Source organism: Mycetocola sp. BIGb0189, from assembly GCF_024810155.1.
Taxonomy (GTDB): domain Bacteria; phylum Actinomycetota; class Actinomycetes; order Actinomycetales; family Microbacteriaceae; genus Mycetocola; species Mycetocola lacteus.
Genome location: NZ_JANUED010000002.1, coordinates 167596 through 193158, shown reverse-complemented (window position 1 = coordinate 193158; position 25563 = coordinate 167596). Strand labels below are relative to the sequence as shown.

Annotated in this window: 22 protein-coding genes; 12 read left to right on the top strand and 10 right to left on the bottom strand. The window is 64.3% G+C overall.

The window, feature by feature from the left end; translation table 11 throughout:
• Positions 1–33 precede the first annotated feature (33 nt).
• From efeU to M2390_RS03290, 8 genes are all read left to right on the top strand, one after another.
• Positions 34–903 carry an iron uptake transporter permease EfeU gene (efeU, locus tag M2390_RS03325; RefSeq protein WP_259177038.1) on the top strand — a complete coding sequence of 290 codons (870 nt, stop codon included), beginning with the start codon at positions 34–36 and terminating at the stop codon, positions 901–903.
• Complete coding sequence (gene efeO, locus M2390_RS03320) at positions 900–2096, top strand: iron uptake system protein EfeO (RefSeq protein ID WP_121687068.1); 1197 nt, start codon at positions 900–902, stop codon at positions 2094–2096. The genes efeU and efeO overlap by 4 nt, the downstream gene beginning before the upstream one ends.
• Complete coding sequence (gene efeB / locus M2390_RS03315) at positions 2093–3418, top strand: iron uptake transporter deferrochelatase/peroxidase subunit (protein WP_396822462.1); 1326 nt, start codon at positions 2093–2095, stop codon at positions 3416–3418. The genes efeO and efeB overlap by 4 nt, the downstream gene beginning before the upstream one ends.
• Positions 3419–3520: 102 nt before the next feature.
• The gene (locus M2390_RS03310) at positions 3521–4420 is read left to right on the top strand and encodes an aminoglycoside phosphotransferase family protein (RefSeq protein WP_259177036.1); all 900 of its coding nucleotides are present in this window, start codon (positions 3521–3523) and stop codon (positions 4418–4420) included.
• Between the two features lie 146 nt (positions 4421–4566).
• Positions 4567–5232 (top strand): SipW-dependent-type signal peptide-containing protein, encoded by a 666-nt coding sequence (locus M2390_RS03305; RefSeq protein WP_259177035.1) that lies wholly within the window; start codon positions 4567–4569, stop codon positions 5230–5232.
• Between the two features lie 11 nt (positions 5233–5243).
• The gene (locus M2390_RS03300) at positions 5244–5864 is read left to right on the top strand and encodes a SipW-dependent-type signal peptide-containing protein (protein ID WP_259177034.1); all 621 of its coding nucleotides are present in this window, start codon (positions 5244–5246) and stop codon (positions 5862–5864) included.
• A 4-nt stretch (positions 5865–5868) separates the two neighbouring features.
• Positions 5869–7200 (top strand): S26 family signal peptidase, encoded by a 1332-nt coding sequence (locus tag M2390_RS03295; RefSeq protein WP_259177033.1) that lies wholly within the window; start codon positions 5869–5871, stop codon positions 7198–7200.
• An 83-nt stretch (positions 7201–7283) separates the two neighbouring features.
• The gene (locus tag M2390_RS03290) at positions 7284–7763 is read left to right on the top strand and encodes a hypothetical protein (protein ID WP_259177031.1); all 480 of its coding nucleotides are present in this window, start codon (positions 7284–7286) and stop codon (positions 7761–7763) included.
• A gap of 60 nt (positions 7764–7823) precedes the next feature.
• Here the strand turns inward: M2390_RS03290 and typA are convergent, their stop codons facing one another.
• From typA to M2390_RS03255, 7 genes are all read right to left on the bottom strand, one after another.
• Positions 7824–9740 carry a translational GTPase TypA gene (gene typA / locus M2390_RS03285; protein ID WP_259177030.1) on the bottom strand — a complete coding sequence of 639 codons (1917 nt, stop codon included), beginning with the start codon at positions 9738–9740 and terminating at the stop codon, positions 7824–7826.
• A 183-nt stretch (positions 9741–9923) separates the two neighbouring features.
• Positions 9924–11591, bottom strand: coding sequence for an ABC transporter family substrate-binding protein (locus M2390_RS03280; protein WP_259177029.1), 1668 nt, complete (start codon positions 11589–11591; stop codon positions 9924–9926).
• Between the two features lie 38 nt (positions 11592–11629).
• Positions 11630–12514 (bottom strand): ABC transporter permease, encoded by an 885-nt coding sequence (locus tag M2390_RS03275; protein ID WP_259177028.1) that lies wholly within the window; start codon positions 12512–12514, stop codon positions 11630–11632.
• Positions 12507–14180: an ABC transporter ATP-binding protein gene (gene nikE / locus M2390_RS03270; RefSeq protein WP_259177027.1), complete on the bottom strand. Its 1674-nt coding sequence runs from the start codon at positions 14178–14180 to the stop codon at positions 12507–12509. Before nikE ends, M2390_RS03275 begins: the two co-directional genes overlap by 8 nt.
• Entirely contained in the window at positions 14177–15151 is a 975-nt protein-coding gene (locus M2390_RS03265; protein ID WP_259177026.1) for an ABC transporter permease, read from the bottom strand. Before M2390_RS03265 ends, nikE begins: the two co-directional genes overlap by 4 nt.
• A gap of 180 nt (positions 15152–15331) precedes the next feature.
• Positions 15332–15883: a hypothetical protein gene (locus M2390_RS03260; protein WP_121687078.1), complete on the bottom strand. Its 552-nt coding sequence runs from the start codon at positions 15881–15883 to the stop codon at positions 15332–15334.
• Positions 15884–15980: 97 nt separating this feature from the next.
• Complete coding sequence (locus tag M2390_RS03255; RefSeq protein ID WP_121687079.1) at positions 15981–17678, bottom strand: ABC transporter ATP-binding protein; 1698 nt, start codon at positions 17676–17678, stop codon at positions 15981–15983.
• Positions 17679–17764: 86 nt separating this feature from the next.
• Here M2390_RS03255 and M2390_RS03250 point away from each other — a divergent pair, with 86 nt between their 5' ends.
• Positions 17765–18379, top strand: coding sequence for a PH domain-containing protein (locus tag M2390_RS03250; protein ID WP_259177025.1), 615 nt, complete (start codon positions 17765–17767; stop codon positions 18377–18379).
• 32 nt (positions 18380–18411) lie between these two features.
• Here M2390_RS03250 and M2390_RS03245 read toward each other — a convergent pair whose 3' ends face one another.
• The 3 genes from M2390_RS03245 to M2390_RS03235 form a co-directional block, all read right to left on the bottom strand.
• Positions 18412–19437 carry an ABC transporter permease gene (locus M2390_RS03245; RefSeq protein WP_121687081.1) on the bottom strand — a complete coding sequence of 342 codons (1026 nt, stop codon included), beginning with the start codon at positions 19435–19437 and terminating at the stop codon, positions 18412–18414.
• A gap of 55 nt (positions 19438–19492) precedes the next feature.
• Positions 19493–21034 (bottom strand): ABC transporter permease, encoded by a 1542-nt coding sequence (locus M2390_RS03240; RefSeq protein WP_259177024.1) that lies wholly within the window; start codon positions 21032–21034, stop codon positions 19493–19495.
• 220 nt (positions 21035–21254) lie between these two features.
• Entirely contained in the window at positions 21255–22994 is a 1740-nt protein-coding gene (locus tag M2390_RS03235) for an ABC transporter family substrate-binding protein (protein ID WP_245991799.1), read from the bottom strand.
• Between the two features lie 378 nt (positions 22995–23372).
• Between M2390_RS03235 and M2390_RS03230 the strand changes: the two genes are divergently transcribed.
• The 3 genes from M2390_RS03230 (at position 23373) to M2390_RS03220 (ending at position 25336) form a co-directional block, all read left to right on the top strand.
• Positions 23373–24137: a CPBP family intramembrane glutamic endopeptidase gene (locus tag M2390_RS03230; RefSeq protein WP_259177023.1), complete on the top strand. Its 765-nt coding sequence runs from the start codon at positions 23373–23375 to the stop codon at positions 24135–24137.
• A gap of 53 nt (positions 24138–24190) precedes the next feature.
• Complete coding sequence (locus M2390_RS03225) at positions 24191–24694, top strand: hypothetical protein (RefSeq protein ID WP_259177022.1); 504 nt, start codon at positions 24191–24193, stop codon at positions 24692–24694.
• 84 nt (positions 24695–24778) lie between these two features.
• On the top strand, positions 24779–25336 hold the full coding sequence (locus M2390_RS03220; protein WP_259177021.1) for a hypothetical protein: 558 nt from the start codon (positions 24779–24781) through the stop codon (positions 25334–25336).
• The last annotated feature ends 227 nt before the right edge of the window (positions 25337–25563 follow it).

Below are 25563 nucleotides of genomic sequence, written 5' to 3'. Positions count from 1 at the left end.
GTTCGACCGCCCCTTCGTGAATTGATAACCACGTTGTTTGCTAACTACCTCATTGGTCTGCGTGAGGGGCTTGAAGCCGCCCTCATCGTCGGCATTCTCATCGCCTATCTGGTCAAAATCGACCGCCGCGACCTCCTCGGCCGGGTCTGGTTTGGTGTGGGGATCGCGATTGTTCTCGCCCTCGGCGTGGGCGCGATTCTCACCTGGGGCCCCTACGGACTGAGCTTCCAGGCCCAGGAAATCCTCGGCGGCGGTCTGTCTATCGTGGCCGTCGGATTCGTGACCTGGATGGTGTTCTGGATGGGCCGCACCGCCGCCGAGCTCGCCGGCAACCTGCGCTCGGGCATCGATAAGGCCGCCCAGGGCGCGGGCTGGGGCATCGTCCTGCTCGCCTTCCTCAGCGTCGGCCGCGAGGGCATCGAAACCGCCCTGTTTGTCTGGTCCACCGTGGGTCCCAGCACCGATGCCACCTCGGGGGCCGCCTGGGGGGCGTTCACCGGTGTGCTGCTGGGGATCCTGACCGCCGTGGTGATCGAAATCCTGATCTATCGTGGCCTGCTGCGCATCAACCTCTCGCGCTTTTTCACCTGGACCGGTTTTGCCCTGATTGTGGTCGCCGCGGGTGTGCTCGCCTATGGCATCGGCGATCTGCAGGAGGCCGGCGCGCTACCCGGCTGGGGTGCCCCGCTCTATGACATCAGCGGTCTGATTCCGCCCACCAGCCCGTTGGGCTCGGTCCTGGGCGGCATCTTCGGGTTCACTCCGATCCCCACCCCGCTCCAGGTGATCGCCTGGGTCCTCTATCTCGTCATCGCCCTGATTCTTTTCACCCGGCTGGTGCGCTCAAAGCGACGCCCAGCTCCCACCCCCGTTCCCACTACCCCGCTTGGAGAAACCGCATGAGCGTGTCCACCATCCGCCCCGCCCGCCTCGTCGGCCTCACCTCCGGAGCGGCCCTGCTGGTGCTGGCCCTGGCCGGCTGCGTGCCCAATAACCCGACATCGGGTGAGGCGCTCACCGTGGACATCACCGACACCACCTGCGTGGTCTCGGCGAACACGGCGCAGGCGGGCACCGTCAAGTTCACCGCCAAGAACACCGGCTCCCAGGTCAACGAGTTTGAGATCCTGGCCGCCGATAAGCTGCGCATCGTGGGCGAGAAGGAGAACATCACCCCGGGTCAGAGCGTCGACTATGTCACCCACCTGGAGCCCGGTACCTACTACACCGAGTGCAAGACCGGCATGGTTGGCGAGGGTGTGGGCACCACCAAGTTCACGGTGACCGGCAAGTCCGCCAAGGTGGACGCCAGCAAGCAGCAGCAGATCGACACCGCCGTGACCAATTACATCGGGTACATCAAGGACCGCACCGCCGCACTGGTCCCCGCGGTCAAGGAGTTCACCGAGGCTTACCGCAACGGCGACGACGAGAAGGCTCGGGCCCTGTTTGGTCCGGCCCGCGTGAACTACGAGCGGATCGAGCCCACCGCCGAGGCTTTCGGCGACCTCGACCCCAAGATCGACATCCGCGAGGGTGATGCGAGCGAGGACGGCGTGCCCTTCATCGGCTTCCACCGGATCGAAAAGGACCTGTGGGCCCCGGCGGGCTTCACCCCGAGCGATCCGGCCGGACGCGCCGAGCTCGCCGACGGGCTGGAGCAGAACATCCAGAAGCTCTACGACCTGGTCCACGAGCCCAAGTTCACCGTGAGCCTGGACGACATCTCCAACGGCGCCATCGGCCTGCTCGACGAGGTTGCCACCTCGAAGATCACCGGCGAGGAGGACGAGTTCTCGCACACCGACCTATACGACTTCCAGGCCAACGTGGAGGGCGCGGCGGTCGCCTACGGCAACGTGCGTGACATCGCCAAGGCCTCGGGTTCCGACGGTGCCAAGCTGGTCGAGTCGATCGATGCCAAGCTCGACGCGCTCAACAAGATGCTGGCAACCTACGGGTCGCTCGATACGGGCTTTGTGGCCTACAACACGCTGACCACCGATCAGGTCAAGGAGCTCTCCGACGCGATCAACGCGCTCTCCGAGCCGCTGTCCAAGCTCACCCACACGGTCCTCGGGGTTTCCTCCAAGTGAGTGACACCGAGCGCGAACCCGCCGACGCATCCGTGACGGCATCCCCCTCCGAGTCTCCCTCGGAAACCGCTGTACCCACGTCCGGAGTCAGCCGGCGAGGCCTGCTGGGCCTCGCCGGGGCCGCCCTGGGCGGGCTCGCGCTCGGCGGTGTCGGCGGCGCGATCACCGCCACCGCGGTGGCCGCAGCCGACACCAACACGCAGTACCCGTTTTTTGGTGAGCACCAGTCGGGCATCGTTACGCCCACCCAGGATCGACTGCACTTCGCCGCGTATGACATCACCCCCGGCACTACCCGGGCCGATCTGATCGCGCTACTGGAGGACTGGACGGCCGCCGCCGACCGGCTCACCCGCGGCCTCGACGTCTCCGAAACCGGTGCCGTGGGCGGACCGGCCCTCGCCCCGCCGGATGACACCGGTGAAGCCCAGGGTCTGCCCGCGAGTGGACTGACGCTGACCTTCGGCTTCGGGCCCGGCGTCTTTACCGACGCGCACGGCAACGACCGCTTCGGTCTGGCGTCCCGCAGGCCCGCCGAGCTGGTGGACCTCCCCACCTTTGCCGGCGACGCCCTGGAGGAGGCATCCAGCGGCGGAGATCTGTGCATTCAGGCCTGCGCCAACGATCCGCAAGTCGCCGTGCACGCGATCCGCAACCTGTCCCGGATCGCGTTTGGACGCGCCTCGATCCGCTGGTCCCAGCTCGGATTTGGGCGCACCTCCTCAACCTCGAAGGCGCAGGTCACCGAGCGCAACCTGTTCGGATTCAAGGACGGCACTGCCAACATCACCGCCGAGGAAACCGACGTGGTGAATAAGGACGTCTGGGTCGGCGGAAACTCCTGGCTGGCCGGGGGCAGCATCCTGGTGGCCCGCAAGATCCGGATGATCATCGAGACCTGGGATCGCACGAGCCTCGACGAGCAGGAGCACGTCATGGGCCGCACGAAGGGCACCGGCTCTCCCCTCTCCGGTGGCGACGAGTTCACCCCGGTGAGGTTCAACCATGCGGGCCCCGATGGTCGCAAACTCGCGATGGATTCCCACGTGGCCCTCGCCCACCCCGACCACAACCACGGAGCACGACTGCTGCGTCGCGGCTATAACTATGTGGACGGCAATGATCAGCTGGGCCGGCTCAACGCGGGCCTGTTTTTCCTGGCGTTCCAGGCTGACCCCCGGACTGCGTTCATCCCCATCCAAAAGCAGCTCGGTCACTCAGATTTACTTAATGAGTACATTCGTCATGTTGGATCGGCGATTTTTGCCGTGCCACCGGGGGCGAAGCCCGGCGAGCACATCGGGGCAGGCATTTTTGGATAGGGCAAAACCCTGCGTCGATGAGGCGTGTTGCCCCACACTGGCGTATTCTAAAAACTTCTGCCCTTTATTCCTACCCCGAAAAGGAACGCACGCGCACGCCTCATGACCCACCTTCCCGCCGCCGATATCCGCATCGACGAGGCCCTGGTCTCGGAGCTGCTGCGATCCGGCGCACCCGCACTGGCGCACCACGCGCCGGTAGCGTCGGGTGAGGGTTTTGATGCGGTCATGTATCGGGTCGGTCCGGCCCACGCGGTTCGGCTGCCCCGGCGGGCACACGCGGCGGATCTGATCGAGATCGAACAGCGCTGGCTGCCGGTTCTCAGCGAGGGCGTGGCGACCCAGACTCCGGTGGCACTGCTCGCCGGCAAGGCGTGTGCGGAGTTCCCGCGACCGTGGTCGATCGTGCCCTGGATCGAGGGGGAAACCGTCGCCTCGCTGCCGGTGGCCGAACGCTCCCAGGTTGCCGCCGACCTCGCGCGCTTTGTGGCGGACTTTCAGCGCGCGGCACCGGCTAGCGCACCCGCCAATGCGTACCGCGGGGTGCCGCTGCAAAACCGTGACCACGACGTGCGCGGCCGACTGCTCGGAGGCACCATTCCGCAGTCTCCCGAGCTCCTGGAAATCTGGGAACAGGCCCTGCGCGCACCGGTCTGGAACGGACCGGCACTCTGGCTGCACGGCGACCTCCACCCCGGCAACCTGATCGCCCTCGACGGCGCCCTGACTGGCGTCATCGACTTTGGTGACCTGACCGCCGGCGACCCCGCCACCGACGTGGCCACCGCCTGGCTGACCCTGAATAAGGAAGACCGTGCGGTCTTTTTTGACACCTTCGAGCCCAGCTATGACCTGGACGAACCGCTGCTCGAACGCGCCCAGGGATGGGCCCTGCTGATGGCCACCGCGATCCTCTCCTCGGCCCCAGATAACACGAATCTGGTGGGCATCGCCCGGCATACCCTGGACCAGCTCCTGACCGAGGAACGTGGACTTTTCTAGCCGGTCAGCCCCCTAATTTGGGGGCATTTTTTCTGTCTAATTGTCCCCTGAAGCGGGGCTAGTCTATCGGTTTGACCCTTTTTAGCCTGGGATGAAGTGCACCCGTTATGCGCTCCCATCTCAATAGCTCAACGAAGGAACTCACCATGACCGAGTCGTCTTCGACCACGCCGGCTGACACCGTCGCGGTCCCCCGCACCTCCAAGCGCAAGGCCGTGCGCGCGGTCCTGGCCGGAGGACTCGTCCTGGGTGTCGGTGCGGCCGTCACCCTGGCAGCCTGGAACGATTCCGAATTCGTCCAGGGAATTTTCGGCTCCGGTAAATTCGATCTTGAGGGATCGCTGACCGCCGGCGGCACCTACGACAGCCACGCGACCGCGGGTGCCGCACCCACCCTGGCGTTTACGGCACCGCTGGCATCTAACCTCTCGCCGGGCAACGTAACCTACGCGCCCTACTTCGTGCGCCTGGCCGCGGGCACCACCACCGATGCGTCGGCACGGATCGCCAACGCGAGCGCCACCGACTCTGTTTCGGGTGCTGCCAACGCCGCCAACCTGACCTACAGCGTGTACAACCTGGCGCCGACCGCCACGTGTAACGCCGCCGGCGTGACCAGCCAAACCCCGATTGCCACGGGCACCAACCTCACCTCGGTCTCCGGCGCTACGGATATCACCCTAACCAAGGGTGCTGATGCGTCCACCGCGGGTGGCTCTCGACTGCTGTGCTTCGTGGTGACCGCCGCTCCGGGCTTGGTCCAGGGCGGCACAACCACGGCGACCTGGCAGATCACCGCGACCTCGCTGTAGTCGGTTTTCTGATGGGCCGACACACTCGGCACTCACGCGCCGCAGCCGGATCCTCGTGGATCCGGCTGCGAGCGCTGCTTGCGGGCGGACTCGTACTCGGCGTGGGAGGAACCCTCACCCTCGCCGCCTGGACCGATCAGGAGGTGGTCCAGGCGACCTTCAAGGCCGGTACGTTTGACATTATCGGCAGCACCGACGGCACCAACTTCACCTCCCATCCCACGGGGAGCGGTGCCACGCTGACCTTCGTGCCCACGGCCGGTGCCATGCTGCCTGGGCAAACCGTCTACGCTCCCTTCAGCGTCAAAACCGCACCCGGGAGCACCGGCGGTCTGCTGACCCCGATCGCCTCGGGCACCAACAACACCGGTCTCGGGGCCTATCTCACCTACCAGGTGTCGCGGGTGGCCACGCCGGCGAACTGCACCGCCGCGGGAATCACCGGCGGCACCGTGGTAGTTCCGGCCGGTAGCTCACCCACCGTCAGCGGTTCCGAGCAGTTTGCCGTCGCCGGTGCCGGAACACAGACGATCACCTACTGCTTCGCGATCACCCTTCCCTCAACCGCCCCCAATGCCGCACAGGGCACCACGCTGAACGCGGTGTGGGGTATCAGCGGAACCACCGGATAGCGTGATGAGCACCCTCACCCCGCCTCCCCCCACTCGCGCCACTCGTGCCACTCGTGCCACCACGCCTCGTCCACCGGCGCGGCGGCTGAGTGCGCGTCTGGGCAATCTTCTGCTCAATCTGGCCGCGGTGGCCGGAGCGATCTGTATTCTGCTGGTCATCCTGGCATTTTTCTTCAATATCACCCTGATCATGTTCAAGACCGGATCGATGGCCCCGACGATTCCCGCGGGATCGGTGGCCCTGGTACGCGAAGTTCCGGCCGCCGAGCTGAAGGTGGGCGATGTGGTGACCGTGGATCGTCCGGGTCAGCTTCCCATCACCCACCGCATCACCTCGATCATCCCGGGACCCGACGCCGAGGCGCGCACCATCACCATGCGCGGTGACGCCAACGCGACCGAGGACCCGGCCCCATACACGATCCTGCACGCACGCATCGTGCTCGGATCGGTGCCGGGCCTGGCCCACGTCATCGTGTGGTTCGGGAATCCCTGGGTCCTGGGCGGGCTGACGATTGCACTCTCGGCCCTGGTGACCTGGGCATTTTGGCCGCGAAACACCGCGCCCCCGCGTCGCCGTGGCCGGCACGGTGCGGGCATAGGCTCGCGTGTGGGAACGGGATCGGCAGCGCTGGCCGTTGCTCTCGTCCTCGGCGGTTCGCTTCTCGCTCCGGCGTCACCCGTACGTGCCGAAGGAGCAACCGAGCAGACCCTCACCGCGCGCACGTTCACGCTGGTTTCGGTCGCTGATTCCTACCGGATGGCCAACCTCACCCCGGGCGAACCCGTGACCTGGGATCTGGGTGTGCAGTCGCGCTCCACCGGGCCACTCACGGTCTCGATGACGGCCTCCGGTGAGAGTCGTCTGGGCCTGGTCGCCGGAATCAGCGAGTGTGCGCAGCGCTGGCAGGGTACCGTCTGTCCGCAGGGCTCACGCAGCGTGACGACGACGGGTCCCCTGGTTCTCGACGGGGTACAGCGCACCTTCTCCGATGTTCCCTCCGGTGATACCCGCTGGTATCGGATGACCGTCACCATGCCGACCGCCCCCGACCGCGCAGTCCCCTCCTCCGCAACCAGCCAGGTTGTCCTGCGCATCTCCGACCCCGATGGCAACACCATCGAGGTTCCCGGAGAGCCCGGTACCCACACGCCGGGCACCGATCCGGCAACACCCGAGGCCACGCTCACGCCCGCACCCGGTGCGGCCGGTGGCCTCTCGCAGACCGGTGGCGCACTCGACCCGACCCGCATGATGCTGGCGCTCCTCGCAATCGGCAGCGGCATCCTGATCGCCGGCATCGCCCGTCTGCGCCAGGGGGAACGAGCATCATGAGCGGAGCACATACCCCCCGTCACACACGGCCCCGCCGGTACTTTCGAGTCCTCCTCGCGGTTACCTCGCTCACACTAGCCTCAATGGTCCTTTCATCAACCCGCTCAACACTGGCCGATTGGACCGACGGGGAGTCCATCGGTGCCACCTTCACCGCCGTCACTTACGGCCAGGTGCCCGCACCGCTCACCTGTAGCAAGCTGCCCGATGGAGGTCTGCTAGAACCCGGTGCCCGTGCCCAGATTTCCTGGTCCGAACCAGCTGGCGCGCCGGCAGACGTTGGCTACCAGGTCACCATGTCGCGCAACGGAGCTAACGCCACCACGCTGGCCCCGCAGAAGGAACGGTTCACCAACCTTTCTCAGGGGCTACTCTCTGCCCTCCTGGGTGCACTCCTGGGTAGTTCCGGTCCCATCGATATTGACGTGCGGACAGTCCAGCTCGTCCCCGCATCGAGTAACTCGTACACGGTGGGCTGGTCCGCAGCCCAATCCACCCGCATCACCGTGAACTTTGGCACCCTGCTGAGCGGTAGTTTCGGCTTCACCTGTCGTCCTGTTTAGAACACACGACGCCCCGCGACTCCTTTCGGAGCCGCGGGGCGTTCGGGTGAAGCGGAGGGACTAGCCCTTCTGCTCGGCCTGCTTCTTCAGACGCGAGTACTCGCGCTGACGGTCGCCGGCGTTCAGCACCAGCTTGCGGATACGGATCGCCTCGGGGGTAACCTCAACACACTCGTCTTCACGAGCGAATTCCAGGCTCTCCTCGAGCGACAGGATGCGCGACGGGGTCATCGACTCGAAGGAGTCAGAGGAAGCCGCACGCATGTTGGTGAGCTTCTTTTCCTTGGTGATGTTCACGTCCATGTCGTCGGCGCGAGAGTTCTCACCGATGACCATACCCTCGTACACGTCCTCGGTGGGCTGTACGAAGAAGCTCATGCGCTCCTGCAGGGCGATGATCGCGAACGGGGTAACCACACCGGAGCGGTCCGAGACGATCGAACCGTTGTTACGGGTGATGATCTGACCGGCCCAGGGCTCGTAGCCGGCGGCCAGCGAGTTGGCGATACCGGTACCGCGGGTCTGGGTCATGAACTCGGTACGGAAGCCGATGAGGCCACGTGCCGGAACAACGAACTCCATGCGAACCCAACCGGTACCGTGGTTCGACATACCCTCCATGCGACCCTTACGGGCGGCCAGCAGCTGGGTGATCGCACCCAGGTACTCCTCGGGGGCGTCGATGGTCAGGTGCTCGTAGGGCTCGTGAACCTTGCCGTCAACGCGCTTGGTCACAACCTGCGGCTTACCCACGGTGAGCTCGAAGCCCTCACGACGCATCTGCTCAACGAGGATCGACAGGGCGAGCTCGCCTCGACCCTGCACCTCCCAGGCGTCGGGCTGACCGATGTCGAGAACCTTCAGCGACACGTTACCCACGAGCTCACGGTCCAGACGGTCCTTGATCATGCGGGCGGTCAGCTTGTGGCCCTTGACCTTGCCCACGAGGGGCGAGGTGTTGGCACCGATGGTCATCGAGATGGCGGGGTCATCGATTTCGATGGCCGGCATCGGACGGATGTCCTCGGGGTCGGCCAGGGTGTCACCGATGGTGATGTCCGGGAATCCGGCCACCACAACGATGTCTCCGGGGCCACCGGACTCGGCCGGGTAGCGGTCCAGGGCACGGGTCATGAACAGCTCGGTGACGCGCACGTTGGAGTGGGTGCCATCGGCCTTGACCCAGGCCACGGTCTCACCCTTGCGGATGGTTCCGTTGATCACGCGCAGCAGCGCGAGACGACCGAGGAACGGCGAGGAGTCCAGGTTGGTGACCCAGGCCTGCAGCGGAGCCTCGTCGTCGTACTGCGGAGCGGGGATGTGCTCGATGATCGCTGCGAACAGCGGCTCGAGGTTTTCGCTGTCCGGCAGGCTACCGTTTTCCGGCTTGACGCTGGAGGCACGACCAGCCTTACCCGAGGCGTACACCACGGGAACGTTCAGGATGGCGTCGAGGTCCAGGTCGGGGTGCTCGTCGGACATGTCCGAGGCCAGACCCAGCAGGAGGTCCTGGCTCTCGGCGACAACCTCATCGATGCGAGCATCGGGACGGTCGGTCTTGTTGACCAGCAGGATCACCGGCTTGTTGGCCTCGAGGGCCTTACGCAGCACAAAGCGAGTCTGCGGCAGCGGACCCTCGGAGGCGTCAACGAGGAGGCACACGCCGTCCACCATCGACAGACCACGCTCCACCTCGCCACCGAAGTCGGCGTGGCCGGGGGTGTCGATCACGTTGATGGTCATCGCGCCGTTGGTGGCGTGCTCACCCTCATACTGGATCGCGGTGTTCTTGGCGAGAATGGTAATACCCTTCTCGCGCTCCAGCTCGTTGGAGTCCATGGCACGCTCTTCAACGTGCTCGTGGGCGGTGAACGAGTTGGTCTGCTGGAGCATGGCGTCGACCAGGGTGGTCTTGCCGTGGTCAACGTGGGCAACAATAGCCACGTTTCGGAGATTCGCGCGCGAGGCAAGCGCCATGAAAGAGGTCCTTCGCAGGTGTTGACGCCGCGGCGGAAGGGCCCATGCGGCGAGGTGAACGGTGGGGCGCGGCTCGGCCCAACGTTATATTTTACCGCACCACGGAGTATCCAGCCTAACCGGTTCCTGGCTAACTCGGAAACTCCCCCGTTTGTTCACCTCGCGCACCGGGGCGAAACCCCGCTATTTCCGCCACCCCACGCGGGTCCAATCGGTGGGTTCAAACTGGGTGGCCCCAAAATTGGCAAGCCCCTTCGTAACTCCCACCACCGTGGGCCGCTGGAACAGCGGGATGATCGGTAACGACTCCCAGAGATCACGATCAATCTCGTTGATGGTTGCCCGCTGCACCTCCGGGTCTTCCTCCCCCTCGGCCCGCTCGAATAGTGCGGCCAGGCGCGGATCATCAATCCCCGAATAGTTTTGCGGGGACTCCACCGATGCGTACGAGTCGCGGCTTTCCACGATCGGGTCGAGCCCACCCGAGTAGCTAAAGATCGTGGAGCTGAACTGACGGGGCGTGACAAAGTCCTTGAACAGTCCGGAGGTCGGCACCTCATTGGCGACGGCCTGGATCCCCACCTCGGCCAGATCCGCGGCAATCTGATCCACCCGCTGCCTGCTCGTGGCTATGCCCGCGGGGATCGTAATGTCGATTTTCAGCGGTACCCCGTCCTTGGATCGGACCTTCTCTCCGGTGTATCCGGCGCGGTCCAGGATCTTCCGGGCGGCTTCCGGATCGTAGCTCAGTGCCTCCTTGCCGTTGGGCTGATAGCCCTTTTGTCCGGGCACGTACAGGTAGTTTTCCACCAGGCTGCCGGTGAGGCCCATCGGCTCAACCACCGAGCGCAGGATCTGTTCCCGGTTGATCGCCTTGCCGATGGCTTGGCGCACGGCCAGATCGGCGAGCGGGCCGGTCGCCGTGTTGAGCGTCAGGTGGGTCCAGGGCAGCCCCTTGGATGCGAACACCTGGCCATCGGCACGGCTCTGCGCGGTCTTAAACGCATCGACGCTGGAGGCGATATCCAAGACGTCAAATTCCTTGTTTGCATATGCCTGGGCCGAGGCCGACTGGTCCACCCCGCGCAGCACAATCTCACTCAGCCGCGGCGGGGCTCCCCACCAGCGTTCATTGCGCACCAGGCGCACGGTGAGCTTATCCGGGGTGGACTCGGCGATGCGGAAGGGACCCGCGGAGGGCGGTCCCTGGGTGCGGAACGTCTCGTTGAACGCCGTCGGCGTCGCGGTAACGGCGGGAGGGAGCAGCGGGAAAAACAGGGCCTGCCAGCTCGCGTAGACACGGTCAAACACCACACGTACGGAGTTGGGCTTCTCCCCCGCGGTGATCTGGGTGATGCGATCGTATCCGGTGGTGGCCACCGGCAGGTAGTCGGGGTTCGACCCGTTTTGCGACTGCCAGGTCCCGACAAAATCGGCCAGCCCGATCGGGGTGCCATCCTCCCACACCGCCTTGGGGTTGAGCGCGTATTCGATCGTGAACGGTTCGCCGGGCACCCGCTCGATCGACGTCGCAAAGTCCGGGTTGACCGAGCGCTGGCCCGAGTCGTCGACGTTGAACAGGCGGACGGTGGTCGGATAGATCACCGATGCCGTATCTCCCGTATAGCCGTCGAGCTGGGAGAAGTTGAAGTTATCGGGGAAGCTCTCCAACGGCAGGGTCAGGGATCCCCCGTCCTTGAGCTCGCCGGGTTCGGCGGCGTCATAGTCCGTTGTCGGCAGCTCCCCGGCGGTGGTCGGCCGGGCCTCCCGGGTGCCCGGGCTGCACCCCGCAAGGGAGAGGGCCAGCAGGAGCACGAGGCCCCCGCCGAGGGTTTTGGTAGTGGTGTTCATCGATTTTCTCCTTATTGTGTGTGCTGCGGTGGGTGGGATCATCCGCCGTCATGGCGGACGCTGGAGGCGGTGTCCACGGTGTCTCGGACGGCATCGCCCACAACCGAGACCGCCAGAACCGTGATGATGAGCGCCAGGGCCGGATACAGAAACAGCCATGAACGCGTGGTCGCGGCCGGGGCCCCGGTCGCCAGCAGGCTGCCCAGTGACAGATCGGGAGCCTGAATCCCCAGACCAAAGAAGGACAGACCGGCCTCGGCAAGAATTGCCACCGAAACCCCGACGGTCGCGTCGATGATCAGCAGTGAGGCAATGTTGGGCAGGATATGCCGGGCGATGATCCGTCGTGTCGGAACTCCCAGATAGCGTGCCGCCACAACAAACTCTCGCTCGCGCAGCGACCGGGTTTGGCCGCGCACCACCTGGGCCATGATCATCCAGCCGAACCCGGCCAGATACAGCGTCATCGTGAACCAGGATGATCCGCGAAACAGCGGGCTGATCAGAGCGAGGAGTAGGAGCCCGGGCAGCACCAGCAGCAACCGGATCAACCCCGAGATGAGGCGGTCGATGGATCCCCCGGCATAGCCGGCCAGGGCCCCCAGCACCGCGGCGATCAGCGTGGCACCGGGACCGGCGATCAGTCCGATCAGAAGGGAGATGCGCAGACCCACGACCACCCGCGCATACATGTCCTGACCGATGTCATTGGTGCCCAGCCAGTGTTCGACGTCCGGGCCCACGCCGAGGGCGAGGGTGTCGCGTGCCAGCGGATCCACCGGCCACACCAGCGGGCTCACATAGAGCCACAGGGCGATCAGCAACAGTGCACCGCCGCCCACCCAGAATCTCGGACGTCGGATCAGTCGACCAAGGAAACGCCCGCCGCCGGCCTTCTCCAGGTGGGCGATGGTCTCACTCATGGCGGCCCCCGATCGCGCGGTGGGTGCTCGGTGGTGCGCCCGCGGGATGGGAATGCTCGGGCGGTGCCGGGGCCCGCGGGATGGCCGCAATCAGGCTGCGGGTATACGCCTGCCGTGGGGTACCCAGCACCGTCGAGGTTGCCCCGGCCTCCACAATCTCCCCACGAAACATCACCGCCGTGCGCTGGGCGATCTCGCGCACCGTGGCCAGGTCGTGGGCGATCAGCAGATATCCGATGCCGGTCTCCTCCTGTAACCGGATCAGCAGGTCCAGAATCTCCCCGCGCACACCCACATCCAGGGCCGAGAGCGGTTCATCCAGCACCAGCAGCCGGGGTGTGGCCGCCAGCGCCCGCGCCAGCTGCACACGCTGACGCTGACCACCGGAGAGTTCGTGGGCGGCGCGCGAGCGCAGGGCGGCCGGGAGTTCGACCCGGCCCAGGAGCTCCGCAACCTCGCGGGTGCGCTGCGACGCGTCGCGGATCTGCGGGAGTGCCTCGGAGATCAACTGTTCCACGTTCATCCGCGGATCCAACGCTCCCGAGGCATCCTGAAAGACCATCTGCACGTCCGGACGCAGCCGGACACGTTCGCGGCGGCTGAGGGTCGCCACGTCACGCCCCTCGATCGTGATGGTTCCCCCGGTCGGGGGCTGGAGCTCCAGGATTGCCCGGGCGGTGCTGGTCTTTCCGCTCCCCGACTCACCCACCAGCGCGAGGGTTTGCCCCCGGTTGAGCGCAAACGAGATCCCGCGCACGGCATGCACCGATGTCCCCCGCACGGTGCGGGCACGCGGATAGCGTACGTGAAGGTTTTCCACGCGCAGCAGTGTGCCGACCGGTTCCGTCACGGCCGGCTCGGCCGTCGGTATGACGCGCGCTCTCTCCCATGCAAACCGGGAAGCCGCGGCGACCAGGGACGAGGTATACCCATCGGTGGGGGCACCCAGGATGATCGCGGTTCGCGCGCTCTCACGCACCCGGCCCGCCCGCATCACCACGGTGCGGTCGGCCTCGGCCGCGACGATTCCCAGGTCGTGGGTGACCAGCAGAATCGCGGTCCCGGTCCGCTCGCGCACCCTCCGCAGGACCTCAAGAATCTGCGCCTGCACGGTCATGTCCAGCGCTGTCGTCGGCTCATCGGCGATCAGCAGGGCCGGATCATGAGCGATGGCCATCGCGATCATCGCACGCTGCCGCATTCCGCCGGAGTACTCGTGCGGATAGGCGGCCAGGTTCTGTTGGTTCGGTTCGAGATCCACCAGGCGGAGCAGTTCGGCCACCCGCGCGTCAACCCGGGCCCGTCCCAGACCGGGCGCGTGGATCCGGATGGCCTCGCGAAGCTGCGCGGCCACGCGACGTACCGGGTTCAACGCGAGCAGCGGATCCTGAAAGATCATCGCGACCCGGCGTCCCCGCAGCCGCGACATGGCCGCATCATCGCCCACCGGGAGCGGCAGTCCGTCCAGGACGATCTCTCCCGTGACCCGGGCTGAACCAGGCAACAATCCCATGATGGCGAGTGCGGTGAGGGTTTTCCCTGAGCCCGTTTCACCCACCAGGGCGACGCACTCCCCCGCGCGAATACTCAGCGAAACACCGTCCACCGGGGTGGCGGAGGCGAAAGCGACCCGGAGGCTATCCACGCTCAGCAGCGGCGCGGTCATCGGGCACCCCGAACCCGCGGATCCAGGAGCCCAAACAGCACATCCGACAGGCTCGCGGCAATCAACAGCACAACCGAGACAAATGCGGTGCCGCCGGCGATGGCATTGATGTCGCCCTGACCGATGCTGGAAACCAGGTAGCGGCCCACCCCGTTCCAGGAAAAAACGATCTCGATGGCCGCCGATCCGGCGATCAGGGTGCCCAGGCTGTAGGCGAGGAACGTGGACATCGGGATGATCGCCACCCGCACGCCGTGTCGCCAGATTGCCTGCGTGCGCCGCAGTCCCTTGGCCCGGGCCGTCCGAATATACTCGGCCGACAGTACATCAAGCATCGCCGAGCGCTGCACCCGGGAGTAGCCGGCGGCCCCGATCAGCACCAGCACCAGGGTGGGTAGGACCAGATGCCCGATCCGGTCGCCGAGCAGCGCGAGCCCGGTTTGTCCCGCCTCGCCCCCCTCCCCGGTGAACTCCAGAAACTGGAATCCGAGCGCCGAATTGAGTGCGGTGGCGGCGATCATCAGCAGGATCGCAAGCACGAAGGTGGGGGTCGCGAACACCATGTAGGAGAGGATCCCCACAACCTGGTCGGAGAGCCGGTACTGACGAACGGCACCCCACACGCCCAGGCCGATGCCCACAACCGCCGCCAGCAGCGATCCGATCACCAGCAGCCGCAGGCTCGTGCCCGCACGTCCGGCGATCTCCTGGGTGATGTTCTCCCCGGCGAGCCCCGTGCCCAGGTTGCCCTCCCATAGGATGCCGCGAGCCCACGCACCCAGGCGGCTCAGCACCGGCTCCCGCGGGTCCGCACCGATGGCCGCCAGCTTGGCCGCGATCGCGTCCGGTCCCAGGGGCGGGGTCTGGAGGCGAAAGCGCGCTCCGGGGTCCATCACAAGGCTCGCCACCACATACGAGAGGGCGGTGGCTAGGACCACCAGCAGCGTGTTGATGCCGAGTCGGCGTGCCAAAAACCCGAGCATGGTTCAGGCTCGGCGTTCGCGAGTGCATGGGTTCGTCATGCATCCATCAAACGCGCAAATGACTGGGTTTAGGCGGTGTGCCCGGAACGGAAATATGCGTCAATAAACTCGGGATTTAGCCACACCCGCGTGATACTGTTGCGGGCCGATGCCCGGGCTGTGGCAGCCCTAGATCAGGCTGAGGACACTCCAGAGGATGAGAACAACGCCAACCGCGATCGCCGGGATATTCCAGGTAACCAGCGCGGAATCGCCCTGGGATCGCACCCGCCCCTCATGCCAAACATGGGTCAGATGCTCGAGCGGAGTGCGGGCGGCCGCACCGGTGCCGGACGCCGCCTGAGATCCACGCGGACGCTTCGCATTCGGGCCGCCCCATGCCTTGATCGGTGCGCCGGTCTTCAGCGTGAAAACAAACTGCTGATGATCGGTGATGGTGCGCACCGCCGACCACGGAAACTCATATCGCTTAAACACGTTGTAGACCACAACCGCGCGATCGGAATAGCCGATATACGGCTGGAAGGCGGCAACATAGAGCACCCAGAGCACCAGCAGCACCCACGGCAGAGCCGAGAAGACCACGTCCCAGGCTCCACGCACCGCTGAATCTCCCAGCAGGTAGAGCGCCACCGCGATAAACGCATAAAAAGCGACGACGCCCCCACGGCCTCGCATGATGAACAGGTTGTCCGGACGCCGGGGAAAGAATCGCTTCACGCGCCCAGTCTACAAGCCTTCATCCTCCCCACCGACACGCAAAAACGCTCCGGCCCGAACACCGAGGGTGTTCGAGCCGGAGCGTGTGCGCTGTGACCTAGGCCGCGGTGTCTCCGGCGTCCAGCAGGGCACGACGCTCGGCACGACGCGCGCGCTGTGCATCGGGGTCCGGGACCGGGATGGCCGCGATCAGGCGACGGGTGTACGGGTCCTTCGGGGAGCGCAGGATCTCATCGCGCGAACCGATCTCCACAATCTTTCCGTGGTGCATCACGGCGATGCGGTCGGCCATGATGTCAACCACGGCCAGGTCGTGGGTGATGAAGAGGCAGGCGAACTGCATCTCGGCCTGCAGCTCCTTGAGCAGCTCCAGCACGGTGGCCTGCACCGACACGTCCAGAGCCGAGGTGGGCTCATCGGCAACCAGCAGCTTGGGCTTCAGCGACAGGGCGCGGGCGATGCCCACACGCTGCTTCTGTCCACCCGAGAGCTCGTGCGGGAAACGGTTGCGGTAGCTGCGGGGCAGCTTCACACTGTCCAGCAGCGACTCGACCTTACGGTCCAGCTCGGCACCCTTGGCCACACCGGCCAGCAGCATCGGCTCCCCGATGCTCACACCGATCGGCAGACGCGGGTTCAGCGAGGACGACGGGTCCTGGAACACGATGCCCACCTGGCGACGCAGCTTCTTTAGCAGCGCGCGACTGTGCTGGCTGAGGTCGATGTCCGCCACGTCGAGGTGGCCACCGGCGATGGGCTGCAGACCGATCGAGGCGCGGCCGATGGTCGACTTACCCGAACCGGACTCGCCCACCAGACCCAGGATCTCGCCCTGACGAATCTCGAAGGACACCTCGTCCACGGCGCGGAACGCACCGAGCTTACCGCGCGAGGCGTACTCGATGACAACCTTGTCCAGGGTCAGCACGGGCTTGCTGGTGTCGGCCGGCGGTGCCACCACAATCGGGGCGTCCGGATCGATCACGGCCGGGCTCACGCTCAGGTGCGGCACGGCGTCCAGCAGGGCCTGGGTGTAGGGGTGCTTGGGAGCGGCGAATACCTGGTGGACATCTCCCTGCTCGACGATCTCACCCTGACGCATCACGACGATGCGGTCGGCGAGGTCGGCCACCACACCCATGTCGTGGGTGATCAGCAGGACGGCCGAGTTCAGGCGGTCCTTGAGGTTACGGATCAGGTCCAGGATCTCGGCCTGCACGGTCACGTCCAGAGCCGTGGTCGGCTCGTCGGCGATCAGCAGGGTCGGGTCCAGTGCCAGAGCCTGGGCGATCATCACGCGCTGACGCTGACCACCGGAGAGCTGGTGCGGGTAGGAGTCGAACGCCTTCTTCGGGTCCGGCAGCTCCACCATCTTCAGCAGCTCGATCGCACGCTCGGCGGCGGGCGCGGGCAGCATGTTGGTGTGCACCCGGATGGTCTCCACGATCTGGAAGCCCACGGTGTACACCGGGTTCAGCGCGGTCATCGGCTCCTGGAAGATGGCCGAAACCTTGCTTCCGCGGATGGACTGCATCTTCTTGGCGCTGAGACCGGTGATCTCCTCGCCCTCAAGCTTGATGCTGCCTCGGACGCGGCTGTTCTTGGGCAGCAGGTCGAGGATCGCCATCGAGCTGGCGCTCTTACCCGAACCCGATTCACCCACAACGGCCACAACCTCGCCGGGGGCGATGTGGTAGTTCAGCTTCTTGGCGGCGGGAACCCAGGCCCCATCTACACCAAAATCTACGCTCAGGTCGGTAATCTCCAAGACCGGCGGCTTCTGTGTGTCGCTCACGAGCGCTTCCTTCCCGACGCGACCAGAAGGCCGCGCTGTGTGTTCTCATCTTGGTGCTGCGCACCAGGTACTGGGAGGATGGGGAGATGCACGATGATCTCCGCACCCAGGTTTACTATTCTCGTTTTAATCGCGTCCTGGCCATTCTGGTCTGGACGCTGTGTGCCGCGCTGTTGGTGATCGTGGCCCTGATGCCGGAAACCTCGCGAACCCTTGGGTCCGTGCTGCTGCCGCTCTACATTGCCGCCGCGGTATTCATCGTGCTGTGGGCGCCCAGACTCGTGGTGAACGATCTGGGAACCACTATTCACAATGTGAGCCGCACCATCACGATACCCTGGGCCGCGCTGATTCACGTGGACACCAAGTTCGCTCTGTCGCTGCATGTCCCCGATCGCAAGTACGAGGTCTGGGTGGCACCGGCCCCCGGAGCGATGTCCGCCCAGCGCACCCTGCGCCGCGAACGGGCGCAGCTTCGTGCGACGGGCATGGGCTCGTCCGTCCGGCCGGGCGACCTGCCCACCAGCGATTCGGGTGGAGCGGCCGCGCTGGTGCGCGGCCGCTGGACCGAACTGCGTGAGGCAGGCCGCATCGAAGCCGGACAGGCCCGGAGCACTCGGGTTAGCGTCGCATGGCGACTGACCAACCTGATTGTGCTGGTGGGCGGTGCCATTCTGGTCATCGTGGGTTTCACCCTCTGACCAGAACGGTGTCCGGTTCGGCCTGATCATCATTACTTGGACTCGGCCGCGCGGTTCTTCCGGCTCAGCTTGAAGCGCTTCTGACGCGGGTCGAAGGCGTCACGCAGTCCATCACCGATGAAGTTGACCAGCAGGGCCAGCACCACGATGAAGGCACCGGGCCACCAGTACAGCCACGGGCGGGTGGCGAATGCACTCTGGTTGTCGGAGATCAGCAGACCCAGCGACACGTCCGGCGACTTGATACCGAAGCCGAGGTAGCTGAGGCCGGTCTCCAGGAGGATGGCCGAGGCGGCCAGCAGGGTGGCCGACACGATCACCACACCTACGGCGTTGGGCAGAATGTGGCGGAAGATGATGCGGGCATCGCTTGCACCGGCCACCCGAGCGGCCTCCACAAACTCGCGCTCACGCAGCGAGAGGAACTCGGCGCGTACCAGACGGGCGATACCCATCCAGGACACCAGACCCAGCAGGATGGCGAGGATCCACACACCCAGCGAGCTTCCGGCGTTGTTTGCGGTGCTACCCACAACCGCACCGATCACGATCGCGGGGATCACGATGAAGATGTCGGTGATGCGCATCAGGACGGCGTCAACCCAGCCGCGGTAGTACCCGGCGATGGCACCAACCACGGTACCCACAACGGTTCCCACACCACCGATAACCAGCATGACCACAACAGAGTTCTGGATGCCACGCATGGTCATGGCGAAGTAGTCCACACCGATTCGGCTCTGACCAAACGGGTGGTCACCGAACTGGATACCGGAGCCGCCGAGCCACTTGGGTACAACCGACAGGGTTGCTGCTCCACCGTTGACCAGGTCGTTGAGGTCGCGGTAGTTGTGCTTCCACCAGCCGGGGATCGGACCGAAGCCCACCGAGGTGAACGCGAAGATGATCAGGGCCAGCAGGAGGAAGATCGAGACAACGGAGATGCGGTTTTCCAGGAAGCGGCTGAAGATCAGCTGTCCCTGGCTCTTGCCCTTGACCTCGGCGGGAGCAACCGCTGCGGCGGGGGCTCCTTCGGGAGAATTAGTAGTCTGAGTCATCGGCTGGCCTTACTCTGTGTGTTCTTCGTACGAATCTGAATCATTACCCTGGCCATTAGCGCACCCGAACACGCGGGTCGAGCGCGGCGTAGGCAAGATCCGCGATGAAGTTGAATGCGATCGCCATGATTGCGATGACCACGAAGTAGCCCATGACGGGGTTCACGTCCACCCGCGCAAGCGAGGTGGAGAAGAGGCGTCCCATACCCGAGATGGCAAACACCTGCTCGGTGATAATCGCACCACCCAGCAGCGCACCGATGTCGGCGGCTACGAGCGTTGCGATCGGGATCAGCATGTTACGGAACGCGTGACGCACCACCACGGTGCGCTCGGGCAGACCCTTGGCGCGTGCGGTGCGGATGTAGTCCTGGTTGAAGACCTCAAGCAGGCCGGCGCGTGCGTACCGGGTGTATCCGGCGAACGAGATCAGCAGCAGCGAGATGGTCGGCAGCAGCAGGTGGGTGAAGCTGTCCAGACCGGTGATCCAGACATCGCCGGTCAGACCCGGAGTGTTTGCGCCCACGGTCGCGATCGGGCGTCCGTTGATGCGCGGGTTGTTCATGTAGGCGGGCCATGCGGCCATGAAGCGATCCAGGATCACAAACAGGAATCCCAGACCCGCGGTGATCGCGGCCGCACGCATCGCCTGACCCTTGTCGGGTCCACCGGTGAAGAAACCGATGATCAGACCGACCACGATCATCACCAGGAAGATGATGACGAGGGTCGCGGCGCTGGAGATGTTGAACAGCCCCTGCAGGAAGAAGTAGGAGATGTAGACGATCGCACCGGTCACACCGGCGGCGATCAGCGCCCGACGGTTAGCCAGACCCGAAACGATCGCGGTCACACCTACGGCGGTTCCGGCGATCAGAACGAACAGTCCCACCGGACCGAGGCCCGGGTGCAGGAACCAGTCGGTCAGGGACATGTAGGTGAGTACGGCAGCGGTGGCGAGGCCCGAGATGACAAAGACCTTGAGTCGGCGGGCGGCATTGCCCCCGACCAGGACCTGCCAGATGGCGGCCGAAACCACTGAGATGATCACGATGAGCACGACGCTCAATCTCGGATCATTACTGAGGAAGTTGTTGTAGCCGATCGCGATGAATTCCTTGAGCAGCACGGCCACCAGGAAGGACGGCAGCGAGAAGAGGAAGAAGCTCAGGAAGGTGATCGACAGGTCGAAACCACTGTGCTGACGCAGGGCGGTCACGATACCGACGACGATTCCCACAACCAGGGCCAGAACGAAGGCCAGGGTCACCATCTGGATGGTGGAGAACATTGCGTCGGGGAGAAGCGTGGTCACCGGGGCGTTGGAGAGATTCACACCCAGGTTGCAGAGGTTCGCGAACGGGACAACACAGCCGGCAGCGCCGCCGAGCCACATCAGCCAGCGCACGGGCACCGGATCGTTCAGGTTAAGTGCTGCGATTCGTGCCTGAATCAGCTGTTCCTTGTTCGGCGCGCTACTTCCTCGAAGATCCTGAAGCGGATCTCCCGAGCCTGCCGTCAGGATATACATGATGAAGGAGGCAGCGATCAGAATCAGGATGGATACAAAAATCCGTCGAAGGATATAACTCGCCATGTGGTCTACCTCGGAGACCGTTCGATCGATTGGATCGAACGACCCGGTTGCTTTCTGCCCGGCCGGGCTTCGGGTCCGGTGGAGTAGCGGCCCGGAAACACGGTAGTGTTCCGGGCCGTAACCCCACAGTGTGGGGCGCCACGGATTTTCCGCGACGCCCCACACAGTTCACTCTAGTTGTAACAGTATACCTATCGTTTGTTTCCGACAGGTCACAGGGCTACTTGGTGATCTTCCAATCCTGGGCGTTCCACACCAGACCGGTCTGTCCACCGAAGTACTTGATACCGGAGATGGTACCGTTCGTGGCGAACACACCCGGCAGCTGGAACAGCGGCAGGCCGTAAGCGTCGGTAGCGGTAGCGGTGTCGATCTTGATCTTGATGTCTTCCAGAGCCTTCGGGTCCAGAGCAGTCTGGGCGTCGGCAACCAGCTTGTCTACATCGGCGTTGTTGTAACCGTTGTAGTTACCACCACCGTTGGAGGCGAAGATCTGAGCCAGGGCGGAGTTACCGGCACCCGGGGAGACCCAACCGAAGATCGAAGCGTCGTAGTTTCCGCCGCTGAGCTCCTTGCCCCAGTCCTTCGATCCACCGTCAACGACGTTGAATCCGGCTTCCTTGGCCGAAGCCTGGATTGCCTTGAAGGTGTCAACACGGTTCGGGTTGACCGAGGAGTAGAGGATACGCACGGTCGGGGTTGCACCGTTCAGGAGTGCCTTGGCACCCTCGATGTCGGGCTTGCCGAAGGCGTCGTAGCCGTTAACCTTGGTGGCGTCCTTGTACTCTGCGTTCTGCGGAACGTAGATCTGCGAGTTCAGAACCTCGGCCTTGTTGTTCACCGGGGTGATGATCGAGTCGAGGATCTGCTGACGCGGGATGGTCTTCAGGAAGGCCTCGCGCACGTTCTTGTCCTTGAACACGTCGGACTTGAAGTTCAGGTCCAGGTGGTCGTAGGCCAGCTGGTCGCCACGCTCGATCTTGGCGTTAGCCTTCTCAAGGGCGGTCACGGTGTCGGCGGAGGTCTGCGGGTAGATCGCGTTGACCTCACCGTTCTGCAGAGCGGAAACCTGAGCGTTGGTGTCACCGATGAAACGGATGATCAGCTCGTCGTACGCGGGCACGTTCTTGCCCTTGTACTCCGGGTTCTTCTTCAGGGTGATCGAGGACTCGGCGGTGAAGTCCGAGACGATGAACGGACCGGAGGAAACCAGGAGCGACTTGTCGGTCGGCATCGAGGTCACGTCGTAACCGGTGTTCCAGAACTTCGCGGCTGCCTCGAGGGTCGGGTTGACGGCGGCCGGAGCTGCCGGGTTACCCTTCGGGGTGTCCTTCAGGGTCTTCACGAAGTCGGCCAGCGAAACGCCAGCCTTCTCTGCGATGACGTGTGCCGGCTTGCCCAGCATGTTGACCAGGTTCCAGTCCACGAAGGGCTTGCTGTAGGTCAGGGTCAGCGACAGGTTGTCGTCGCTGATGGTCGGGAACGCGGTCTCGTCGAGACCGGCGGTGCTACCGGCCAGGTCGAAGTAACGGGTACCGGAGGTCACCTCACCGGCGTCGTTGGTGGTGGCATCATCGTAGTAGCCCGAGGAGGATGCCCAGGTGAAGAGCATGTCATCGGCGGTGATGGGCTGACCGTCGGACCACTTGAGGTCCTTCTTCAGGGTGTACTTCACGGTGAGGGGCTCGTCCGAAACCTTTTCAAAGGTTCCGATGTCGGTCTCCGGCACAACGTTGTACTTGTCATCCAGGGTCATGAAGCTTCCCAGACCAAGGCCGCCGCTGGTACCGGTCAGGTAACCGACCATACCGTTGGTGTCGAGGTTCGACTGCGGGGTGTCGCCGTTGAAGGAGGTGAAAGCGTTGGTGGTTGCGATCGTGATGGTACCGCCGGACTTGTTACCGGTGGACGAGTCGTCATTCGGGCTAGCGGTGGTGCAGCCAGCCAGAGTGAGTGCCACGGCACCAGCAATCGCACCAGCGACTGCAAAGCGCTTAAAGCGCGTTTTGGTGGAAAGCAATGTTTCTCCTGTGCAAATGGATGAGAGACCGATTCGGGTTCCTGAGAGACCGAACGGTCTATTGGATACCTCGACACTATGCGGTGAATCATGCTGATAGCAAAACCATGCGCGAAAATGTTATTTACCGGAAACATATTTCGCCTAGATTACGAATAACCGTGCCAAATTTCCTTCAATAGCCCTGGAATGCCCTCTCGTAGAACATTCCGAACGTGATGTGGAACCCCTATGCCTCTGAACTCGCAAGACCCCAAACCTGGGGGAAATGTTTCGGCGAGTAGAACGACCGCGGGTGATGGTTCATTGCTTAACCCGGTGGATCGGGGACGCCTCTGGGTCGAGATCGGCATCGTCCTGGCACTCTCGCTCGGCGCGTCGGCCCTCTACTCGATCCTGAGCCTGATCGCCAGCCTAACCGCCGAAAAACCGCTGGGGAGCCAGAGCACCGGCCTCAACCAGGCGACCAGCACTCGGGAGTGGCTCGATTTTGCCAATCAGTTCCTGGGCTTTGCGCTGGGACTCGCGCCGGTGGCCCTGGTCCTCTATCTTCTGTGGCGGCCGCGTACCAACCCCTTTAGTGAACTGGGTCTGGACATCCGTCCCTCTCTGATCGGGAGGGATGCAGGCCGGGCCCTGTTCCTGGTGGCGGTGATCGGCATTCCCGGCATCGGACTCTACGCAATCGGTCGCCTGCTGGGGATTACGGTGGCAGTCCAGGCGGCCCCGCAGGATCAGTACTGGTGGACAATCCCGATGCTGATCCTCGCCGCGCTCAAGGCGGGCCTACTCGAAGAGGTCATCGTCATCGGCTACCTCTATAAGAGGCTGGACCAGCTCGGCTGGGGTACCTGGAAGATCATTATCGCCAGCGCCCTGCTGCGTGGCAGCTACCATCTCTACCAGGGCATCGGCCCCTTCTTTGGCAACGTGGTCATGGGTGTGGTCTTCGGCTGGTGCTACCGCCGCTGGGGCCGGGTCATGCCACTTGTGCTCGCGCACACCCTGATCGACATCATCTCGTTTGTCGGCTTCCCGCTCGCACTGGCCTGGTGGCCGGGCGTCTTCGGCGTGACCAAGTAGTGGGCTCCCCCGTTCCCTCCGCGCCGTCCGTGCCGCTGACATCGCGGACTACGGTGCAGATCGTCACCGCGGCACTGTGTGTGCTGGGTGTGCCGGCGCTGACCGTGGAGGGGTACAACCTCCTACCGATGAAACGTTTCCTCGCCGATGATCCGGGACTCGTGTGGGGCTGGACCGTTTACTTCCTGGTTGCGCTCACCCTGCTCGGGATTTATGCCTGGGCATTTCGCACCGCGAAGCGTGCGCTCGCTCCCACCATCGCACTGGGGGTGGTGGCAGCCGGGAGTCTCGTATTTTCGCTCCTCGCGGGTCTGCTCATCCTTGTGCTGTCCGACGAGCCGTCCGCACTGCCCTCACCATCATTCTCACCGCACTGGTTTGAGAACCTTTTCTCGCTGACTGTGCCGGTCGTCACCTCGGTGCAGGCTCTGGTCCTCCTCGCCGCACGACTGGTGCGAGGATCAAGGCCCACAATGGTGCTCTCCGTGATCGGATTCTGCGTGCCTCCGGTTGCCCTGGGCACACTGACAGTATTCTTCCTGAGTACGTTCGCCTAACCGGCGGATCCATACTCCACACTCAGCCATAACACGCAGCCCGGGCGAACGTTCAGCGGCTTCGCCCCCTATCGAATGGCACCCATGATGGCCCCCAAGTTGACACTCACGACCTTTCGGACTCCGCGAGCCGATCGCTGGATTCGTGGCGTCGCGGGCGTCCTCTATATCTGGGGCCTTTTCAGCCTGTGGCGACTGGTTTTCCCCAGCGACGGCATGGCCGGACCACTCGGGCCAAAACTCGACAGCACCGTGATCAACGTCATCGTGTTCACCGCGATCGCCCTGCTCCTGCTAGTCCCCACCCCCGCAGGCACCCCTCTGATCGGGAACGTGGCACTATCGGTGCAACTCGTCATCGCCACCTCCGTCTTCCTGCTCCTGCTGATGTTCTTCTCCTCATCAAGCCCGGTCGGTCCACACGAGATTTCACCCGGCATGTTTCCCACCTACTGGTACTTGCTCCTCCAGTACTACGCTGCCGTAGTCATGTTCATCTGGCAGCCGATCATCGCAATCTGGCGCAACGCCTCGCGCTCACCCCGCACCCGCACGATACTGACGAGCGTTCTCCTTCTCACCACACCGCTATTCCTCCTCCTCGCCCTGGAACTGTTCCACCTGAACTACACCGAGAATTAAAAGGAAAGTGCCCGGGATGCGCTGCATCCCGGGCACTCCGGAAACGTTCAAACATTGCTACTTAGCAGTATGCCCAACCCCTGTATGTCAGAGTGGGAGGCACAATCATGCCGCCAAAGCGCTGGCCTGGGGCCAACGTCCGGCATTGGTCCCAGAACCACAATCCCGAATTGTAGTTATGGATCTTCATCTTGATGTTGATCGAACGCGCGGTGCAATTCTGTAGA

Coding starts and splice junctions, on each gene's coding strand:
- efeO (WP_121687068.1), top strand. CDS start 900: ATGAGCGTGTCCACCATCCGCCCCGCCCGCCTCGTCGGCCTCACCTCC.
- M2390_RS03310 (WP_259177036.1), top strand. CDS start 3,521: ATGACCCACCTTCCCGCCGCCGATATCCGCATCGACGAGGCCCTGGTC.
- M2390_RS03305 (WP_259177035.1), top strand. CDS start 4,567: ATGACCGAGTCGTCTTCGACCACGCCGGCTGACACCGTCGCGGTCCCC.
- M2390_RS03300 (WP_259177034.1), top strand. CDS start 5,244: ATGGGCCGACACACTCGGCACTCACGCGCCGCAGCCGGATCCTCGTGG.
- M2390_RS03295 (WP_259177033.1), top strand. CDS start 5,869: ATGAGCACCCTCACCCCGCCTCCCCCCACTCGCGCCACTCGTGCCACT.
- M2390_RS03290 (WP_259177031.1), top strand. CDS start 7,284: ATGGTCCTTTCATCAACCCGCTCAACACTGGCCGATTGGACCGACGGG.
- typA (WP_259177030.1), bottom strand. CDS start 9,740: ATGGCGCTTGCCTCGCGCGCGAATCTCCGAAACGTGGCTATTGTTGCC.
- M2390_RS03280 (WP_259177029.1), bottom strand. CDS start 11,591: ATGAACACCACTACCAAAACCCTCGGCGGGGGCCTCGTGCTCCTGCTG.
- M2390_RS03275 (WP_259177028.1), bottom strand. CDS start 12,514: ATGAGTGAGACCATCGCCCACCTGGAGAAGGCCGGCGGCGGGCGTTTC.
- nikE (WP_259177027.1), bottom strand. CDS start 14,180: ATGACCGCGCCGCTGCTGAGCGTGGATAGCCTCCGGGTCGCTTTCGCC.
- M2390_RS03250 (WP_259177025.1), top strand. CDS start 17,765: ATGCACGATGATCTCCGCACCCAGGTTTACTATTCTCGTTTTAATCGC.
- M2390_RS03245 (WP_121687081.1), bottom strand. CDS start 19,437: ATGACTCAGACTACTAATTCTCCCGAAGGAGCCCCCGCCGCAGCGGTT.
- M2390_RS03240 (WP_259177024.1), bottom strand. CDS start 21,034: ATGGCGAGTTATATCCTTCGACGGATTTTTGTATCCATCCTGATTCTG.
- M2390_RS03220 (WP_259177021.1), top strand. CDS start 24,779: ATGATGGCCCCCAAGTTGACACTCACGACCTTTCGGACTCCGCGAGCC.